The following is a 17,240-nucleotide window of genomic DNA, read 5'->3' on the forward strand; positions in this document are numbered from 1 at the left end:
TAGAAAGGGAGATTTATATGATCGGAGTTTCCATTTATCTTTCAAAAGAACGAGTAGAGAAACAAGAAGAGTGGCTAAAAGTGGCGAAGGAAAATGGATTTTTGTCTATTTTTACATCACTTCATATACCAGAGGATGATCCTGGTACGTATAAAGAGTTAATTCAGATACTTGGGAAGCAGGCTCTTGAAAATGAAATGGAGTTAATGGTTGATGTTTCTCCAAAATCGTTACATCATTTAGGGCTAACATATGAAAATGTGGAAGAACTATTGGACTGGGGCATTACCGGTTTAAGAATGGATTACGGCATTGCGCCAAAAGAAATTGCAAGCGTATCTCATAAGATGAAAGTAGCTTTAAATGCGAGTACGATTACAAAGCCATTTTGGAAAGAGTTACTTACAGAACATATACGAGTAGAGAATGTAGAAGCGTTGCATAATTTTTACCCACGTCCAGAGACAGGACTAGCAAAGTCCTTCTTACAAAAACAAAATCAATATTTACAGGAGTGCGGAATAAAAACGATGGCATTTATTCCAGGAGACGCGGAAAAACGTGGTCCGTTATATGAAGGGTTACCAACGTTAGAAAAACATCGCAATATGCGCCCGCTTGAAGCGTACTTAGAACTTGTTCAAGATTGTGGTGTTGATAAAGTATTGATTGGAGATATAAGCGCAAGTTTGGAAAGTATGCAAGAAGTAGCTAGTGCGAGTAGGGGGATTATTCCATTGCGTTACAAATCATTTATAACTGATAAAGAAGTATTAAAAGTGGTGGAGCAAGTGCATACAAATAGACTAGATCCGGCTCGTGATGTTATTCGATCTGTAGAATCAAGGGAAGGAAATAGAGTGGTTTTACAGCCGATGCATACAATTGTAAGAAAGAAAGGCAGCATTACAATTGATAATGAATTGTACGGTAGATATGCAGGGGAGATGCAAGTTGCTACACATGATTTACCTGTAGATGAGAAAGTGAATGTTGTGGGAATGGTTGTGGAAGAGGACGTGTCTTTACTGCCTTATATTGGCGCTGGAAAAATGTTTCAACTTTTTCTATGCGATAGAATAAAAGCTTGAATTAGCGCTATTTTGTAGGAAAACATTATCCGTAAAACGGATAATGTTTTTTGTTTTCTTTAAAAAAGTATTTGACGAATGAAATAAAATACCGTATTGTTTTGACTTGTAAATAAAAGTTCACCATAACAAAACAAAAAGGAGAGTTCAAAATGAATCAATATATTGGGAATTTAATTATTCGTATCGTGTTAGGAGTTACGTTCTTTGCACACGGTTTAGCAAAGTTTCAATCAGGTATCGATAATGTAGCAGGATGGTTTACAAGCATCGGTTTACCAGGTGGCCTTGCATACGGCGTAGCAACTGTAGAATTAGTTGGTGGTATATTATTAATTATCGGTTTAGGTGTACGATATGTAGGATTGTTATTCGCTCTTATTTTAGCTGGAGCTATCGTAAAGGTAAATGGAGCAGCAGGTTTATTAGGAGATGGAAAGAATCCAGGATATGAATTAGATCTTGCATTATTATCAATGGGTGCGTATTTATTCGTAGTAAAAGCAGAAGGATATGTAGATCGTTTCTTAAAAGAGAAAGTAATGAAAACGAAGTAAATTTTATTTATAAATTGTTGACTTGAAGAATTATTGTAACTATAATGATTACAACTAATGAATTACGAATGAAACAATTTAAATATTTTTTTACACAAGGTGTAACTACATTGGTTACGTCTTGTGTAAAAATAAATAAACGGGAGGAAGTAATATGCCTAAATCAAATTTAGAAATTATTCAAAGCACGTATGAAGGATCAGCTTCTTCGAATGCAAAGCATTTAGCAGAAGCCTTCTCTGAAAAAGTGGAATGGACAGAGGCAGAAGGTTTCCCATACGGCGGAACATATAAAGGCGTAGAAGCTATAATGGAAAATGTATTTAGCCGTTTAGGATCAGACTGGGATGATTATAAAGCAAGTGTAAATACATATCATGAGGTAGACGGAAAAGATGTAATTATTGCAGAAGGTATGTATTCTGGAGTTTATAAAGAAACAGGAAAATCATTTGAAGCAGAATTTGTTCATGTATGGCAGCTTGAAGATGGAAAAATCGTGAAGTTTAAGCAATATGTAGATAGTCATATTGTTAGGGAAGCGATGAAGAGCTAATGCTTTTTAAATGGATTGTAGGTATATGTATTACCATTATGGTAATCATCTCTTCTATAGTTGGCGGAAAGAAATTGCTTGCATATGTGGAAAAAGAAAATACAAATATTCAAACCGAGCGAGCGGCAAACGAAAAAGAGAAAAAAGCTGCAGAAGAAGCCCCGCAAATTAGTGAAGGTGAAATTATTTCTACCATGCATAAAATGGTGCACCAAAAGGTAAAATCCTCTGAAAAATGGGGATTTGTAGAGATGACAAAAAAGGAAATTTCTAATGTAAAAAGAGATATTGAAAATAGTACAGGTTTTCAATATAAAATGAAGTTATTTTCTATTATAAATAGATGGGAAAAAGGAGATTTTTCTCAAACTGTTGAGGAGCATAACTTTTTATGGAGCCTTCAAGGTGGAGATACTGGCAAGGCGACGGAACGTTTATCGCCAGAAGAGGAAAAGCAGTATATAAAAGAAATGAAGAGTAAATAAAAACATCGCCAACCCAGATGACGATGTTTTTTCATTAAGGATGTTTTCGCATTAAAGGTCTAACAGGCTGAACAGCGACAGTTTTGAAATGAGAAAATAAATAACATCCTGTTACAACGACAATTGTTCCTAAAATTTGTATCCACGTTAATTCTTCTCCGAGGAATATGAATGCTAAAATGGCTGTGAAAATTGGATTGAAGTTTAGAAAAATACCTGATGTAGTTGCGCCTAATTTTTGTACGCCAATATTCCAAAATACCATACAAAGAACTGTCGAAATAAGCCCAGTATATAAAAGTGATGTGATGAAAGAAGTATTTATATTTGAAACAGTGAAGCTACCTATGTTAAACGGTAGTAATAAAATAACGCCGAAAATACCAGAGTACAACGTTGCCATAAGTGGTGTAGTTGTTTTTGTTGCCCATTTACTACAAACAGAATAGATTCCCCAAATACAAACTGCTGCAATCATCCATAAATCGCCACTATTAAAATGTAGTGAAAATAAAAGCGAGAAATCACCTTTTAATAGGACGAGGATAACCCCGAAGAATGAAAGAATCATGGATAGGATTTGAAGTGTATTTACTTTTTCTTTTAGAAATAATACTGAAAATAATGCAATTGAAATTGCATTCAAAGTAGAGATAAGACCTACATTCGTAGCGGATGTTTTTTCTAATGCTAAAAATTGAAAGATGTTAAAAAGAGCGACCCCTGAAATTCCCATCAATATTAACGGAAGTATTGCGGTACGTGGTGGAAGGATTTTCTTTTCTTTAAACCATACCATTGGTAATAAACAAACAATCGCAATCATCCATCTTAAATTTGTCAGTGTCATCGGCGATGCATGATCGACGAGTGATTTTCCAACGACGAAATTTCCTCCCCATAATAAGCTCGTTAGTAATAGTAAAAAGACGTAAAAATAAGGCATGATAAAATCCCCTTTTTTGTAATCAATACTTATTGTAAATAATTTTAGCATTTTTCTTTATTGTGTAATATATTCTTTTGTATAATGGTGAAAACTCGATAAAATCTTTAGTGATGAGTGATATTTACGGAATGATATTCAGTTTCGTGTAAGGTATAAGGTGTTTTTTCGAATAATCATCGGTAAGAAAAAAGGGGGAATTGTAATGGAGTCGTCTGTTATTAAAGTGTTGGATGATTTGGATGTACAAATTTTAGATATATTGCAGAAGGAGTCACAAGTAAGTAATGCAGAGCTGGCACGTCGCGTTAATTTATCACCGGCTGCGATGCATGCAAGAATAAAAAGATTGGATGGGGAAGGTTTCATCGATAAGCAAGTCGCGATTTTAAATCAAGAAAAGCTTGGGTTTGATTTATTATGTTTTATTTTTATGAGTACGAATATTCATCAATTTGACAAGTTGGAAGTGTTGGAGAAAGAATTAGAATCGATGCCGGAAGTGTTAGAATGTCACTGTTTAACAGGAGAGTACGATTATTTATTAAAGGTTGCAAATCGTGATCGTAAAGAACTAGAGCAGTTTATTAGAAAGCTGAATAAGCTTGGTATTACAAGGATACAGACAAGTTTAGCACTTCGTGAAATTAAATATTCGACAGTATTGCCGATACGAAATGAGGAACCGAGCATCGATTAGATTGCTTGGTTTTTTGTTTGTATAAATTGATTGACGAGGAGAAAAGAGAGATGTATTATTATATAAAATTATGAATTAAAATTCATTTGAAGTTATAAATATTAATATCGAGGGCAAGGGGATGTAATATGAAAATCTGTAATGCGGTGACGAGTGATGTGAAAGAAATTTATAGTCTTATTGAGGTTTATGCAAAAGAGGGAGTTGTTTTACCGCGATCTCTTTTGTCTCTTTATCAATATTTGCAATGTTTATATGTTATGAAAGAGGACGAGAAAATTGTTGGAGTTGCTGGATTGCATGTATTGGGGGAAGATCTTGCAGAAATACGATCGTTAGTAGTTTCGCATACATATGCAGGAAAAGGGATAGGGCGTATGTTAGTGAACCATGTAATAAATGAAGCAGCGAAAATAAAAGTGAATAGAGTCATTTCTTTAACATATGAAACGGAATTTTTTCAAAAGTGCGGGTTTGATTTTGTGAATAGAGAGGCGTTACCAGAGAAAGTATGGATTGATTGTAGACATTGTCCAAAGGTTGATTATTGTGATGAAGTGGCGATGGTTCGGTATGTTGGGTGAAAGTTTCAGAGAGAGAAAAGTCCCACTATTATTTATGTAATAGTGGGCATCTATATTTTAGGGGAATTAAGAACTTGAATTCGTTTTTCGTACTGCAAAATTAAAAATGGGATTTTTAAGCTCATAGTTATAAGTAGAACCATCGACAAGCCCTACAACTTTATCATTATCATAAAGATCGAGCATAAATTGTGCCATTTGTTTTGCAGTGTGGAATTTTGGTACAACATTATCGTATTGGAATTCATCAATATCAAATGAACGTTTCGCAAATTCTGTTTCAGTTGCAGCAGGAGCTAAAACTTTTGCTTGCAGTTTTGCGCCTTGTTCTTTCAGTTCGTGAGACAGCCCTTCTGTAAAGGCACTTACATAAAATTTCGTAGCGCAATACGTAACAGCATCAGCAACAATCGTGTATCCGCCGCCAGATGAAACGTTAATAAGCTGTGTTCCATCAACCATTGAATAATCTCGAACGAAAAGAGAAGAGAGTATTGTTAGTGCTTCTATATTGACATGCAACATCGTCTCTATTTTATTTAAATTTTGTTCAGCAATTGAGGCGAAATTACCAAAACCTGCGTTGTTAATCCACGTTTCAATTTGAAAAGCTTGTAGGCTTTCATAAAGTTTATAAACATCTTCAGTCACAGATAAATCAGTTTTTCGAATGACAACATCCAACTCAGGATGCATTTCGTTAATTTTCAATTTTAATCCGTTTAATTCTTCTTGTCTTCGAGCTACAAGTACTAAATTTTTTCCGCGAGATGCAAATGCTAAAGCTGCTTCATAACCAATTCCGGAACTTGCGCCAGTAATAACCGTGTATTTCATATAAAATCCCCCTAAATTCAAATTCATTTATGGTTAGATTGTATTTGTTAGAGTATACTCTAAGTCAAATGTTTTTTATAAATTTGATTCGGTCATAAGATATATGAGGGTAAGCATATGGAGGGAGTTTGAGTATGTACACAATTAGCGAGGTAGCAAAATTATTAGGAGTGAGCACACATACACTACGCTATTATGAAAAGGAAAGTATATTAATTGCAAATCGTGATACAAATGGAAATCGACTTTACGAAGAGTCACATATAAAGTGGTTGCAGTTTGTAATGAAATTAAAACAAACGCAAATGCCAATAGCGAAAATAAGAGAATACGCTAGACTATATACAGAAGGGGAGCATACAACAGAAGCTCGTTTACAGCTTCTAGAAGATCATAGGAAATCTATTCAGATTCAAAGAGAAAACTTAGAAGTTACAGAGAAGATGCTCGAGAATAAAATTAGTGCATACAAAGGCTCATTGGAAAATAAATAGATGTTGTTATGTGATGAAAAATGGATTTGATCTATGAGTATTTCATCATAGTGTGCGGATAAATAAAAAAGAGCAGCTAGCAAAAGCTAACTGCTCCATTCAAGGGATCTCTCCAAGGGGGAGTGGAGAAAATATTATGTTACTAGCATTATTGACAGATTATTAGGAAATATACAAATCTGATGATAGAAATTTTAAATAAACTTTCGGCATTGACAATTTTTAAAATGTTCATGTACAATACATATGAATGACATTCAGTCATTTTTATGTGACAGGATGCATTTAGCTTAGAAATGGAACAAATACAATGGTAAATGAGGATGATAGTTGTTTTTATATAGTATTGATGAAAGAGTATATTTTTTTAAAACAAAAATGACTGATAGTCAGTCATAAGAGGTGAGAGGTATGAAAAATAGAGCTTGGTTATATGTCATATTAACATGTATCTTTGAAATTTTTTGGGTGTTTGGTTTTAATACGGCTAATACTTGGTGGCATTGGATTATTATTTTAGGAGTTATCGCTGTTGATTTTCACTTCCTTTCTAAAGCGTGTGAACATCTTGCAACAGGAACTGTATATGCTATTTTCGCTGGAGCTGGTACGGTAGGTACTTTCTTAATGGATGTATTTCTTTTCGGTGGAAGTTTCAGCGCAGGCAAACTATTCTTCATTCTTATGGTAGTAGCCGGCGTTATCGGTTTAAAGTTAGCTGACAATAAAGAAGAAACTGTGGAAGGAGTTGCTTAAAAATGGGTTGGTTTTTCGTATTTTGTGCTGCAATTAGTGAAATAGTCGGTGTGATAGGACTTAAAATGTATAGTAAAGATAAGACATTAGCCAATGGTGCGATTTATATAGGTGGGTTTGCTACATCCTTCGCATTTTTGTATACTTCCTTCTTATTTTTACAAGTAAGTGTCGCATATGCGGTTTGGATTGGTATCGGAACAGCAGGTGCAGTTTTGTTAAACATGTTCTTGTTTGGTGAGTCGAAAAGTAAAGCGCGTATCATTAGTGTGTTTCTTATTGTATGTGGAGTGACAGGATTAAAGGCACTTTCTTAAAGATATACTGTATCTCCTAACAAGTCGTTAGGAGATTTTTATTATAAAAAGTGCACGATAATTGACAGTACAGCTAGTTATTTTATAAAATGAGTGACAGTCATTCAATACGCGTGTGAAAGGGTTTAGATGATGAATAAAAAAGAGAAAATTGTCTATGCAGCTATTGAAGTGTTTCAGGAAAAGGGCGTCGAAAAAACGAAGATTTCTGATATCGTGAAATTAGCTGGCATTGCGCAAGGAACTTTCTATTTATATTTTCCTTCTAAGCTATCTGTTATGCCTGCAATAGCAGAAGTGATGGTTGAAAAGATGATACTTGCAGTGAAAGAAAAAGTACAAAAAGATGTACCTTTTTCAAATAAAGTGGCACAAGTAATCGATGCGGTGTTTCACTTTATAGAGGAATATCGTGAAATACAAGCTTTAATGTATGCAGGTCTTGCATCTACGGAACATATAAAAGAATGGGAAGCTGTGTATGAGCCTCTTTATATGTGGCTAAGTGAATTTTTAAGTGGGGCGAAAGAAGCCGGTGAAATTCGTGATTCAGTTCACGCAGAGCGAACAGCGAAGTTATTTATTGCTCTTGTTGAATCAGCAGCGGAACAAGTTTATTTATATGATCATAAAGATGATGAGCAGGTCGAGCTACAAAAGGCAGAAGTACTAGATTTTTTAACACATGCACTACATATAAAGAAATAGTGAGATGAACCTGTCTGAAAAGGTAGGTTTATTTTTGAGGGGAAATGAATGATAGTCATTCACCTAATATTTATGTATGTGTGGAAGGATAGAGTGAAATTCTAATGAGTGGAGGCATCTCTACTCATGATTAGCCCACAAATAGCAGGATAAAGAAAAAGCTTCTTGGGCATTATTTTTTGAGAGGAGCTTACGGGAAGAGGTGTTAAAAAGTGAAGAAACCGATAAAAGAACAAAAGATGGTATTGGTCATTCTTTTGAGTAATATATTTATCGCTTTTTTAGGGATTGGATTAATCATTCCGGTTATGCCGTCCTTTATGAATGATATGGGTTTAACAGGGAAGACGATGGGATATCTCGTTGCAGTGTTTGCAATGGCCCAGCTCATTACTTCACCTATTACAGGCCGATGGGTTGACCTTTACGGTAGGAAGAAAATGATCATCATTGGATTATTTATTTTTGGTGTTTCAGAACTTCTTTTTGGATTAGGAAAAGATGTATGGATGCTTTATGTAGCAAGGGTATTAGGCGGAATTAGTGCTGCGTTTATTATGCCTGGTGTTACGGCATATGTTGCGGATATTACATCTATTCAGGAACGTCCAAAGGCGATGGGATACTTATCTGCGGCTATTAGTACTGGATTCATTATAGGGCCTGGAATCGGCGGATTTATTGCAGAATACGGTATACGTGTGCCGTTTTTCGTTGCAGCAGTAATTGCTTTTATAGCATGTGTGATTTCGATCTTTATTTTAAAAGAACCGTTAACGAAAGAAGAACTTGCAGAGATTTCTTCTAATACGAAAGAATCAAGTTTTATTGGTGATTTAAAGAAATCATTACATCCAATGTATGCAATTGCATTTATTATTGTATTTGTACTCGCATTCGGATTATCAGCGTATGAAACAGTGTTTAGCTTGTTCTCTGATCATAAATTTGGTTTCTCGCCGAAAGATATTGCAGCGATTATTACAATTAGTTCAATCTTTGGGGTAGTTGTACAGGTATTTATGTTTGGCAAATTGGTAGACATGTTCGGTGAGAAAGTATTAATCCAAATATGTTTAATTGTAGGGGCAGTATTAGCATTCGTCTCGACTGTAGTCTTTAATTATTGGATTGTACTTCTCGTTACTTGCTTCATTTTCTTAGCATTTGATTTACTTCGTCCAGCTTTAACGACGTTTTTATCAAAAGCAGCTGGAAAAGAGCAAGGATTCGTTGCTGGTATGAACTCGACTTATACGAGTTTAGGAAATATCGCAGGACCAGCGATGGGCGGAATATTATTTGATATGAATATTCATTATCCATATGCATTTTCAGGCGTTGTTTTAATAGTTGGTCTCGGCATTACATTTATGTGGAGAGAGAAACAGTTGGCTGAAAGTTTTGCGAAGTAATAAAACCCCTTACGACGGTAAGGGGTTTTTGTTTTATCCTGATTAAAGTTTCATTTTATAAACTTAACCCAAACCGTTTTAATTCAATAAAAATCCCCTCTAATTGCTTTCCTTTATCCGTTAATGTGTACTCTACACGAGGCGGAACTTCTGGATATACTTTTCTCGTTATAATGCCTTGAGACTCTAATTCTTTTAGTCGAAGCGATAATGTTTTTGGACTAATACCATCCATTGATTTTTGTAAATCACTAAAGCGTAATGTTCCTTCGATAAGAAGATCACGAATGATTAAAAACGTCCATTTTGTACTAATTACATCAAGCGTTTTAGCGATGGGACAAGGTATGCCAGGTAAACCTTTCGTTAATTCAACTGGATTTATATCGTTCATGGAACTAGCCTCCATAAAATTTTTTTGGATGAATTTGCTTTATAGTATCACAAAACTATACTTTTGGTAACTATATGAAAAAAATATCACTACTTCCATAAAGGAAGTTAGTGCATATACAATAGCAATACGAAACAAAAAGGATTTATATAAGGAGGTGGTGATTTCCATGGGGATAAAAAAGTTATTTGGGTTTCTTAGTTTGTTTGTTATTTGTATTGTGCTTGTAGCATGTGGTGTGGAACAAAAAACTGAAGTTCAGTTATTAAAAGAAATGCCAAAGCCAAAAGCAATGACAATTGATCCCTCACTAAGTAAAAAAGAAGCGACAGAAATGGTTCATGCGGCGCAGCGTTTTTATGCATTTTGGGATACAGGTAAGGAGGAACTTATTCCGCAGACTGTTACTAAAGATTTCTTCGATAATACATTGCCGAAAGGGCGACCACAAGGTATTGAAGGATTAAAGTTTGCAGCGCAAAATTTTCGTAAAGTTGTGCCTGATATACATTGCGAGATTGAAGACTTATTAGTTGTTGGTGATAAAGTAACGGCCCGTCTTTCTTTTACAGGAACGCATAATGGTAAGAAAATTAATTTTTTTGCAATTGATATTTTACATGTGAAAGACGGAAAGATAACAGAAGATTGGCATTTAGAAGATAATCTTACACTACAGCAGCAACTCGGCTTAATAGCTGAAGAGTAGATCATATAAGGGAGAGGAAAGCGATGAAAAATATATTTATTATAAATGGACATGAAAAATACGGTACAAAGGAAGGACGATTAAATAAAACGTTAGTAGATTATATGGTTACTGTATTAGGCGAGAATCATCATGTGAAAACAACAACGATTCAAGATGGTTACAATATTAAAGAAGAACAAGATAAGTTTTTATGGGCTGATGTTGTGATTTATCAAACGCCGATTTACTGGTTTAGTGTACCGGGCTTATTTAAAACGTATATGGATGAAGTATATGAATACGGTTTGTTCTTTAAAGGTGCTGATGAATATGGAACAGGTGGTTTATTAAAAGAGAAAGAGTATATGTTCTCTACAACTTGGAATGCACCTGAAAAAGCATTTGGAGATAAGACGAAGTTCTTTGAAGGAGAAAGTTTAGAATCAGCGCTTAGTCATTTACACCGCGTGCAGAAGTTTCTCGGTATGAGTCCGTTAAAGAGTTTTGCTTGTTATGATGTGGTGAAGAATCCGGATATAGAGAAGTATTTAGGGAACTTGAAGAATCGTTTAGAAGAAGTCATTCAATAATTAGAGTCATCCCCGTATTTAATGCGGGGATGACTCTATCCATAACTTCGCAAAATTTGCCCAGCCGAATGAATCAGTTGTTACGTTTTTTTAGGAAGGGTGATATGTTATTCTTTTTAAAACGGATCAACTTCAGCTAAATCAGGATTGCTATTTGGGTTTGTTAATAAGACTTTCAGCTCACCTACTTCAGAGAGCGCAACGAGGATATAACCACTAATAAGGACGACGAGTCCGATGACCCTTAATGTTTGCAGTGTGATATCACGGCTATTGTTTTCGGAGTTGTCTTGGGGCGTTGAAGGTGGATTGTTATTCATAAATAGGGCTCCCATCTTTTGTATTTATATATGTGCGAAATCATTATTTAACTTATGGATAGGAATTATATAGTCATTTTCACTATATGAGAACTGCCTATGAAAAGTGATAAGGAATTTTTGGGCGAGAAAAGAGGGGAATCCAAAAGATTATTAAAACTGAACTTTTGGATTCCCCTCTTTTTATTTATCTTGCTATTTGTGGTGGTCGGATTTTCTGCAAACGACCAGTTGGTGAGGGCTAATGAATCAGTGGGGGGATGAATAAAACCCCACTGATTCATTATTTTCATGTAAATAAAAGGAGGTTAGTTAACCAAAGTAGTTATCCTAATATACGCAATGATTCTTTAATAAACGCCGGTATATCTTCTGGTTGTCTACTTGTGACTAGCTGGTTTTGGCATACGACAACCTCTGTGTCATGAAAGTTTCCGCCGGCGTTTTTTAAATCGACTTCAATAGATTTATATCCAGTGACATCACGTCCTTCAAGTGTTTGTGCAGTGATGAGTAGCTGAGGTCCGTGACAAATAGCGAAAACAGGTTTTTTTGCATCCATAAATGCTTTACTAAAGCGAACGAAACGCTCATCTGCACGAAGTATATCTGGAGAAAATCCACCGGGTATGAAGAGTGCATCAAAGTTTTCTGGAGAAACACCATCAATATTTTTATCAATTACGACTTCGCTTTTTTCTTGTTTACCGTGTACCGTTTTACCTTTTTCCATTTCAATAGTTGTTAATTCATATCCCTTCTGTTTAAAAGCTTCTACTGGCTCTGTGTATTCTGTGTCCTCGAAATAATCCGTTATTAAAATAGCAATTTTTTTACTCATTCTAATCCGCTCCTTACATTATATTATCGGTTCCAGAATCGTCCTTGGGCAATGCCTTCTATAAATGACTCAATTGAAGTGTTTGTTAAGTTGTAAACTCCTGCTCCATCCAGTTTAATCTTACTATGGTCCAAAGCATGAGGATTACTAAGAACATGAGCTATCGGTTTAAAATGTTTAAAAGTAGTTTCTGCAAATTCTAAAACAGGGGGGTGAATGACAGACTCACTACTAAACACTAATACTGCATCAAAAAGGGAGGAGTCTGTTGTTGTATAAGTATCAGTTACTTTAATGGAATCATTGAACTGATAAATTTTATTATCTATGATGCTATAGTTAATTCGGTGTTGTACAAAAGCTTGAATCCATTCGGACAGAAGTGAGACGCTTGGGTCACCATTTAATAGAATTGCAACATTTTTGGAATCAGATTTAAAAATAGTATTGGACATACTTAGTGCAGGTGATTTTGCATCTGAATTTACTTCGTGATTTTCCTTAGGTAAAGGAGCTCCAATAATGTTAGCGACTTCTTGTGCTAATTGACGATCGACGTGGTTTAAGAGAGCAATTACATTTGCCTTCACCATGTCTGATTTACACTTCCCAACTTCAAAGCAAAAAGCTTCTTTTATGTGCTGCTTTTCAATAGGGCTCATACTATTGTAGAAAAGTTTAGCCTGAGAATAAAAGTTAAGAAAGCTTTTACTGCGACCTCTAATTTTATGCCCATCAATCTTTTCTTGATAATGTTCATATCCTCCTTGTTCGGCTTGGACGGTTGCAGGTTGATTGTTATTTAATCCATTAGGATGATAGCTTGTTTGACCGCGATGAATCTGCATTTGATGCATACCATCACGTTGATTATTATGAAAAGGACATACGGGCTGATTGATAGGGATTTGATGGAAATTAGGGCCCCCTAAACGAGATAATTGTGTATCTGTATAGGAGAATAATCTTCCTTGCAGAAGAGGGTCATTTGAAAAATCAATACCTGGTACGACATGACCAGGGTGAAAAGCTACCTGCTCTGTTTCAGCAAAGAAGTTATCAACATTTTTGTTCAATGTCATTTTACCAACTAATTTTACGGGAACTTTTTCTTCTGGCCATAATTTCGTTGGATCTAAAATATCAAAATCAAATTTATGTTCATCTTCTTCTGGAATTAACTGTAATCCAAGTTCCCATTCAGGATAATCTCCTTTTTCAATTGCTTCGTATAAATCTTGACGATGAAAATCAGGATTTTTCCCAGCAATCTTTTGAGCTTCATCCCATACTAATGAATGAACCCCGAGGGTAGGTTTCCAGTGAAACTTTACGAAATGGGCTTTTCCTTCTGCGTTAATGAGTCGAAATGTGTGAACTCCAAAACCTTCCATCATTCGTAAACTACGCGGAATAGCTCGGTCGCTCATTTGCCACATGACCATATGAGTGGACTCAGGATTATGCGCAACAAAGTCCCAAAAGGTATCGTGAGCGCTAGCTCCTTGAGGAATATCATTATGTGGTTCTGGTTTAACTGCATGGACAAAATCAGGAAATTTAATAGCATCTTGGATAAAGAATACTGGCATATTATTACCCACTAAATCATAGTTTCCTTCATCTGTATAAAATTTTGTGGCGAATCCGCGTACATCTCTTACTGTGTCGTTGGATCCTTTAGAACCTTGAACGGTTGAGAACCGTACAAATACAGGTGTTTTCTTTGAAGGATTAGTAAGAAAATCTGCTTTCGTATATGTTTCTAAAGATTCATAAAGCTGAAAATAACCATGAGCGCCAACCCCGCGTGCATGAACAATCCTTTCGGGAATTCGTTCGTGATCAAAATGAGTCATTTTCTCGCGAAAGTGGAAATCCTCCATTAAGGTTGGGCCTCTTAAGCCCATCTTTAAAGAAAATTCATCTTCAGCTATTTTTAACCCTTGATTTGTTGTTAAAGCATGTTTGCATTGATTGTCAGTAACGTGATGCTTCAATTGTTCCGTTTTTTTATTCACAATATAGGCCCCTCCTTTACTCTGTTAATTTAATAGATACCCTTTTTATTAGTATGTAAACATGTATTATCGTTTTTGTATGTAAAAATCATAAAATATCGGTTGTTTCAGTGATTCTTGTTTGAGGAAGCAAAATAAAAAAGCCAAGGATAATTTATTTTCTCCTTGGCTTTTAAGATATTTCTTTTCGTTAAAACGAAGAAACGCGTTGCTTCGTTTTTGGTACAATAATAAATTTGATCCAGAGTAACCCGATAATCATAATGATAAGGCTATGTAAAATTTGTCCTGTAGCAATGAGTATAACACTCGAAAATACAATGAGTTGAATACTTAGCAATATAAAGATTAAGCTAAGAAATTGTTTCATTCTTTCTTCAGTATGGATTGGATATAATGCTACAATAATATTTCCCGAAAAATATTTCCACAGTGAACGAAGCTGCATAGAGATCATATATAGAACGATATAAGCGATAGCACCTTTTACGTATATGTTTGGTATAAAATATAAGGCGAAAGCACCGATCAATCCTAAGCGAATATATATACCGAAATAATCATTTCCACGTAAAAATGCTAGTGTATGTAAGTAGAAGAAAGTTGCTCGTTTTTTATGTAATAAAGGTTCAATCCAAGTTGTAAGCCATTTTCTTTTATTTACTTGCTTATTTAGTTGCGGAACATCGGTGAAGATGCTAGCAAATTGATAAAAACGAACGTTCATTTTTTCTTCTTGCTCGATTATGTAATCCCACGGTATTCGCTTTGTAGGCTGTTTTTTCGTATATAGAATTAGGAAAGCAAGTAGTAAGAGTAGTCCGCCCAATATGAGAACATTTGCGGAATAAAACAGCATGTAAATGATTAGGGCGTTACAAGTAATACGAATGATCAGCCATATATTTTTTTCGTGACTATCACGCCACATCCAATGTATGTACATGTTCCAAGCTTTCGTAATCATTAACGCGATAAAGATTGTACATAAAAAAGGTACAGTTAATTGCAATGATTGCATAGCAAGTGGTACGAGAATAAGGAACGTAAATAATAATGGAAAAAGCTGAATGATGTAATTGTATAGAAGAGATTTTTTGAAATAGGATGTTAATTTCTCTTCTAATGCAAGCAAATAGACAGCATCAGGTTTTTGAATAAATGTACGGATAGGGGATCTCGTTATAATGAATGTAAGTACAATCGTGATGAGTAGTAAAGATATTCCTTTAGAAGGAGATGTTTTTAGAAACTGAGCATAGTAGTATGCGCCAACGCATGAAATAAAGATAAAGCTATATAGTAAACCGTTAATCATACGTGCAAAGTATGTAATGATATTTTGAATATGTTGTTGGAAGCGACTGCTCCATAGCGATTCGATTGACATGTTTTTCACCTCTTTGTTCTATTATATATGTTTTACAAAAGAAAAAACGAGCAAATTGCGTTATGCAACTTGCCCGTTTTTCTTTTCGTTATTTTTTTTCTGATCACGATTCATTAATGGATAGAAAGCAAATCCAATTACGAATAAACCAATTCCGAGAAGGAACGTTTTTATATCGGATGCGCCGGTTTTAATAACCCATAGTGCGTAGCAAAGTGCGATCACTGCGACTATACCATCTGTAATTCTTGCCCGCATTTCATTTTTATATGTTTCACCAGTTGCGACTAGTTTTAACTGGAAGATTGGTGAAACGAGATATGGAATGAGGTAGGCCAGTGTTGATACGGTAATAACGAATGTATAAGCTTCCGCAATAGTTCCTGATAATGTTGAGAATAGGAATACTTGCGACATAATGTTTGTTAATCGTAATGAGTAAATTGGACTTCCTTTTTTATTTGTTTTCGTGAAGAAGGAAGGGAAGAAACCTTCTTTTGCTGCTTGATAAGGTACTTCTGAGCTTAATAAAATCCAGCCTAAGATAGAACCGAACAGGGAAGTAAGAGCAAGTAATGCCATAAGTTTCCCGCCGCCATGACCCATTGCAGCGTTTAGTGCATCTGCTAATGGACGTTCCGAAGCTTGTAATTTATCAACATGAAGTACACCCATTGTTAAAATTGTAATTCCTAAGTAAATCGCAACTGTAATAAGTAATCCCGCAACTGTTGCACGTTTTACCGTTTTTGGAGAAACAGCACGGTTTGATAAAAGAACGGCTGATTCAATTCCGATAAACGCCCAAAGCGTTGTAAGAGCAGCTAAATTTACTTGTGAAAGAAGACCGTGTGATACACCTGATTTATCAATCATCGGCGTGTACCATTGTCCAAACTTAGAAGCTTCGAATGCAAATAACGTAACGACGATGAATAAAAGGAATCCAGTTACTTTCGTTGTTGTTGCTAAGAAGTTTAGCTTTCCAGCTCCGCTTACACCATTTGTTAATATAATATGAGTTCCCCAAAGTAAGATGGAACAAATCGTAAATGTAATTAGTTTTCCGACTTCTACGTTAAAAGAACCGATTGAAAATAGTAGTCGCGTATCTTTCATAATTGGGAAGAAGAGCGATAAATATCCCGCAAATGATGTAATGATGGCAACGTTACTTGCCCAGTTTGCAACCCAATATCCCCATACCATACTGAAGCCAGCCATTTTTTTCTTTTTTGGTGTTGAGAATAAAGCATATGCATGACTTTGTGGCCCTGTCGTTAAATCAGGACGACGAATTGCTAAATTACCGAAAACAAGAGCTAGCATTAAAACACCAAATCCTGTAGTTAACCAAGCTAAAGTGACACCGAGTGGGCTTGCTGTTTGTGCCAACGTACTTGGCACCATGAAAATACCAGCGCCAACCATGTTACCGACAACGAAAGCTGTTAGTACCCAAAAGCCCCATTTTTTTTGTTGCATAGAAAATACCTCCAAAGTTAGTATAACCAAGTCAAGCGAGGAGATATGTATGTCTTCCTGAG

22 protein-coding genes are annotated in these 17,240 nt (G+C 35.4%); 14 read left to right on the forward strand and 8 right to left on the reverse strand.

The features are described from left to right. Window positions 1-17: 17 nt before the first annotated feature. From BCG9842_RS04085 to BCG9842_RS04100, 4 genes are all read left to right on the forward strand, one after another. Window positions 18-1,091, forward strand: coding sequence for a DUF871 domain-containing protein (locus tag BCG9842_RS04085; RefSeq protein WP_000580615.1), 1,074 nt, complete (start codon window positions 18-20; stop codon window positions 1,089-1,091). 152 nt (window positions 1,092-1,243) lie between these two features. Beyond that, window positions 1,244-1,648 (forward strand): DoxX family protein, encoded by a 405-nt coding sequence (locus BCG9842_RS04090; protein ID WP_001077751.1) that lies wholly within the window; start codon window positions 1,244-1,246, stop codon window positions 1,646-1,648. Window positions 1,649-1,802: 154 nt separating this feature from the next. Further along, the gene (locus BCG9842_RS04095) at window positions 1,803-2,204 is read left to right on the forward strand and encodes a nuclear transport factor 2 family protein (protein ID WP_001126695.1); all 402 of its coding nucleotides are present in this window, start codon (window positions 1,803-1,805) and stop codon (window positions 2,202-2,204) included. After that, window positions 2,204-2,689 carry a PRK06770 family protein gene (locus BCG9842_RS04100; protein ID WP_000897996.1) on the forward strand — a complete coding sequence of 162 codons (486 nt, stop codon included), beginning with the start codon at window positions 2,204-2,206 and terminating at the stop codon, window positions 2,687-2,689. The genes BCG9842_RS04095 and BCG9842_RS04100 overlap by 1 nt, the downstream gene beginning before the upstream one ends. Window positions 2,690-2,723: 34 nt before the next feature. Here BCG9842_RS04100 and BCG9842_RS04105 read toward each other — a convergent pair whose 3' ends face one another. Continuing rightward, window positions 2,724-3,635: a DMT family transporter gene (locus tag BCG9842_RS04105; RefSeq protein ID WP_001146241.1), complete on the reverse strand. Its 912-nt coding sequence runs from the start codon at window positions 3,633-3,635 to the stop codon at window positions 2,724-2,726. A gap of 205 nt (window positions 3,636-3,840) precedes the next feature. On the opposite strand from BCG9842_RS04105, the gene BCG9842_RS04110 reads away from it, so the two are divergent. Both BCG9842_RS04110 and BCG9842_RS04115 read left to right on the forward strand, forming a co-directional pair. Then, window positions 3,841-4,335 carry an Lrp/AsnC family transcriptional regulator gene (locus tag BCG9842_RS04110; RefSeq protein ID WP_000446097.1) on the forward strand — a complete coding sequence of 165 codons (495 nt, stop codon included), beginning with the start codon at window positions 3,841-3,843 and terminating at the stop codon, window positions 4,333-4,335. A gap of 128 nt (window positions 4,336-4,463) precedes the next feature. After that, window positions 4,464-4,919, forward strand: a complete 456-nt coding sequence (locus tag BCG9842_RS04115) for an N-acetyltransferase (protein ID WP_000686659.1) — start codon at window positions 4,464-4,466, stop codon at window positions 4,917-4,919. 66 nt (window positions 4,920-4,985) lie between these two features. Here BCG9842_RS04115 and BCG9842_RS04120 read toward each other — a convergent pair whose 3' ends face one another. Beyond that, window positions 4,986-5,756 carry an SDR family NAD(P)-dependent oxidoreductase gene (locus tag BCG9842_RS04120; RefSeq protein ID WP_000878080.1) on the reverse strand — a complete coding sequence of 257 codons (771 nt, stop codon included), beginning with the start codon at window positions 5,754-5,756 and terminating at the stop codon, window positions 4,986-4,988. A 134-nt stretch (window positions 5,757-5,890) separates the two neighbouring features. Here BCG9842_RS04120 and BCG9842_RS04125 point away from each other — a divergent pair, with 134 nt between their 5' ends. The 5 genes from BCG9842_RS04125 (at window position 5,891) to BCG9842_RS04145 (ending at window position 9,446) form a co-directional block, all read left to right on the forward strand. After that, a complete protein-coding gene (locus BCG9842_RS04125) occupies window positions 5,891-6,250 on the forward strand; it encodes a MerR family transcriptional regulator (protein WP_000288075.1) in 360 nt (119 codons plus the stop codon). 411 nt (window positions 6,251-6,661) lie between these two features. Beyond that, a complete protein-coding gene (locus tag BCG9842_RS04130; protein WP_000796019.1) occupies window positions 6,662-7,006 on the forward strand; it encodes a DMT family transporter in 345 nt (114 codons plus the stop codon). Window positions 7,007-7,008: 2 nt separating this feature from the next. Further along, on the forward strand, window positions 7,009-7,323 hold the full coding sequence (locus tag BCG9842_RS04135) for a DMT family transporter (RefSeq protein ID WP_000539671.1): 315 nt from the start codon (window positions 7,009-7,011) through the stop codon (window positions 7,321-7,323). A 129-nt stretch (window positions 7,324-7,452) separates the two neighbouring features. Beyond that, entirely contained in the window at window positions 7,453-8,031 is a 579-nt protein-coding gene (locus BCG9842_RS04140; protein ID WP_002162922.1) for a TetR family transcriptional regulator, read from the forward strand. A gap of 212 nt (window positions 8,032-8,243) precedes the next feature. After that, window positions 8,244-9,446 (forward strand): MFS transporter, encoded by a 1,203-nt coding sequence (locus tag BCG9842_RS04145; protein WP_000742945.1) that lies wholly within the window; start codon window positions 8,244-8,246, stop codon window positions 9,444-9,446. Between the two features lie 55 nt (window positions 9,447-9,501). Here the strand turns inward: BCG9842_RS04145 and BCG9842_RS04150 are convergent, their stop codons facing one another. Next, window positions 9,502-9,840: a winged helix-turn-helix transcriptional regulator gene (locus tag BCG9842_RS04150; RefSeq protein ID WP_000997917.1), complete on the reverse strand. Its 339-nt coding sequence runs from the start codon at window positions 9,838-9,840 to the stop codon at window positions 9,502-9,504. 169 nt (window positions 9,841-10,009) lie between these two features. Between BCG9842_RS04150 and BCG9842_RS04155 the strand changes: the two genes are divergently transcribed. Both BCG9842_RS04155 and BCG9842_RS04160 read left to right on the forward strand, forming a co-directional pair. Then, on the forward strand, window positions 10,010-10,549 hold the full coding sequence (locus tag BCG9842_RS04155) for an ester cyclase (protein WP_000511560.1): 540 nt from the start codon (window positions 10,010-10,012) through the stop codon (window positions 10,547-10,549). Between the two features lie 23 nt (window positions 10,550-10,572). Next, a complete protein-coding gene (locus tag BCG9842_RS04160; RefSeq protein ID WP_000789181.1) occupies window positions 10,573-11,121 on the forward strand; it encodes an NAD(P)H-dependent oxidoreductase in 549 nt (182 codons plus the stop codon). Window positions 11,122-11,237: 116 nt separating this feature from the next. Here the strand turns inward: BCG9842_RS04160 and BCG9842_RS04165 are convergent, their stop codons facing one another. Then, window positions 11,238-11,441: a hypothetical protein gene (locus tag BCG9842_RS04165; protein WP_001063872.1), complete on the reverse strand. Its 204-nt coding sequence runs from the start codon at window positions 11,439-11,441 to the stop codon at window positions 11,238-11,240. Between the two features lie 99 nt (window positions 11,442-11,540). Between BCG9842_RS04165 and BCG9842_RS31170 the strand changes: the two genes are divergently transcribed. Further along, on the forward strand, window positions 11,541-11,705 hold the full coding sequence (locus BCG9842_RS31170; protein ID WP_176518783.1) for a hypothetical protein: 165 nt from the start codon (window positions 11,541-11,543) through the stop codon (window positions 11,703-11,705). A 61-nt stretch (window positions 11,706-11,766) separates the two neighbouring features. On the opposite strand, the gene BCG9842_RS04170 is transcribed toward BCG9842_RS31170, so the two are convergent. The 4 genes from BCG9842_RS04170 to BCG9842_RS04185 all read right to left on the reverse strand — a co-directional run bounded on the left by BCG9842_RS04170 (window position 11,767) and on the right by BCG9842_RS04185 (window position 17,178). Beyond that, on the reverse strand, window positions 11,767-12,282 hold the full coding sequence (locus BCG9842_RS04170) for a type 1 glutamine amidotransferase domain-containing protein (RefSeq protein WP_000037536.1): 516 nt from the start codon (window positions 12,280-12,282) through the stop codon (window positions 11,767-11,769). Window positions 12,283-12,305: 23 nt separating this feature from the next. Next, window positions 12,306-14,303: a catalase gene (locus BCG9842_RS04175; protein WP_001036526.1), complete on the reverse strand. Its 1,998-nt coding sequence runs from the start codon at window positions 14,301-14,303 to the stop codon at window positions 12,306-12,308. Window positions 14,304-14,493: 190 nt separating this feature from the next. Beyond that, entirely contained in the window at window positions 14,494-15,693 is a 1,200-nt protein-coding gene (locus BCG9842_RS04180; RefSeq protein ID WP_000021391.1) for an ABC transporter permease, read from the reverse strand. A gap of 60 nt (window positions 15,694-15,753) precedes the next feature. Continuing rightward, the gene (locus tag BCG9842_RS04185; RefSeq protein ID WP_001186317.1) at window positions 15,754-17,178 is read right to left on the reverse strand and encodes an amino acid permease; all 1,425 of its coding nucleotides are present in this window, start codon (window positions 17,176-17,178) and stop codon (window positions 15,754-15,756) included. Window positions 17,179-17,240: the final 62 nt, after the last annotated feature.

This window comes from Bacillus cereus G9842, from assembly GCF_000021305.1.
GTDB lineage: Bacteria > Bacillota > Bacilli > Bacillales > Bacillaceae_G > Bacillus_A > Bacillus_A thuringiensis_S.

What these genes read in the sequence shown, in the direction of transcription:
- BCG9842_RS04085 (WP_000580615.1), top strand. Translation starts at nt 18, where the DNA reads ATGATCGGAGTTTCCATTTATCTTTCAAAAGAACGAGTAGAGAAACAA.
- BCG9842_RS04090 (WP_001077751.1), top strand. Translation starts at nt 1,244, where the DNA reads ATGAATCAATATATTGGGAATTTAATTATTCGTATCGTGTTAGGAGTT.
- BCG9842_RS04095 (WP_001126695.1), top strand. Translation starts at nt 1,803, where the DNA reads ATGCCTAAATCAAATTTAGAAATTATTCAAAGCACGTATGAAGGATCA.
- BCG9842_RS04100 (WP_000897996.1), top strand. Translation starts at nt 2,204, where the DNA reads ATGCTTTTTAAATGGATTGTAGGTATATGTATTACCATTATGGTAATC.
- BCG9842_RS04105 (WP_001146241.1), bottom strand. Translation starts at nt 3,635, where the DNA reads ATGCCTTATTTTTACGTCTTTTTACTATTACTAACGAGCTTATTATGG.
- BCG9842_RS04110 (WP_000446097.1), top strand. Translation starts at nt 3,841, where the DNA reads ATGGAGTCGTCTGTTATTAAAGTGTTGGATGATTTGGATGTACAAATT.
- BCG9842_RS04115 (WP_000686659.1), top strand. Translation starts at nt 4,464, where the DNA reads ATGAAAATCTGTAATGCGGTGACGAGTGATGTGAAAGAAATTTATAGT.
- BCG9842_RS04120 (WP_000878080.1), bottom strand. Translation starts at nt 5,756, where the DNA reads ATGAAATACACGGTTATTACTGGCGCAAGTTCCGGAATTGGTTATGAA.
- BCG9842_RS04125 (WP_000288075.1), top strand. Translation starts at nt 5,891, where the DNA reads ATGTACACAATTAGCGAGGTAGCAAAATTATTAGGAGTGAGCACACAT.
- BCG9842_RS04130 (WP_000796019.1), top strand. Translation starts at nt 6,662, where the DNA reads ATGAAAAATAGAGCTTGGTTATATGTCATATTAACATGTATCTTTGAA.
- BCG9842_RS04135 (WP_000539671.1), top strand. Translation starts at nt 7,009, where the DNA reads ATGGGTTGGTTTTTCGTATTTTGTGCTGCAATTAGTGAAATAGTCGGT.
- BCG9842_RS04140 (WP_002162922.1), top strand. Translation starts at nt 7,453, where the DNA reads ATGATGAATAAAAAAGAGAAAATTGTCTATGCAGCTATTGAAGTGTTT.
- BCG9842_RS04150 (WP_000997917.1), bottom strand. Translation starts at nt 9,840, where the DNA reads ATGAACGATATAAATCCAGTTGAATTAACGAAAGGTTTACCTGGCATA.
- BCG9842_RS04155 (WP_000511560.1), top strand. Translation starts at nt 10,010, where the DNA reads ATGGGGATAAAAAAGTTATTTGGGTTTCTTAGTTTGTTTGTTATTTGT.
- BCG9842_RS04160 (WP_000789181.1), top strand. Translation starts at nt 10,573, where the DNA reads ATGAAAAATATATTTATTATAAATGGACATGAAAAATACGGTACAAAG.
- BCG9842_RS04165 (WP_001063872.1), bottom strand. Translation starts at nt 11,441, where the DNA reads ATGAATAACAATCCACCTTCAACGCCCCAAGACAACTCCGAAAACAAT.
- BCG9842_RS31170 (WP_176518783.1), top strand. Translation starts at nt 11,541, where the DNA reads ATGAAAAGTGATAAGGAATTTTTGGGCGAGAAAAGAGGGGAATCCAAA.
- BCG9842_RS04170 (WP_000037536.1), bottom strand. Translation starts at nt 12,282, where the DNA reads ATGAGTAAAAAAATTGCTATTTTAATAACGGATTATTTCGAGGACACA.
- BCG9842_RS04180 (WP_000021391.1), bottom strand. Translation starts at nt 15,693, where the DNA reads ATGTCAATCGAATCGCTATGGAGCAGTCGCTTCCAACAACATATTCAA.
- BCG9842_RS04185 (WP_001186317.1), bottom strand. Translation starts at nt 17,178, where the DNA reads ATGCAACAAAAAAAATGGGGCTTTTGGGTACTAACAGCTTTCGTTGTC.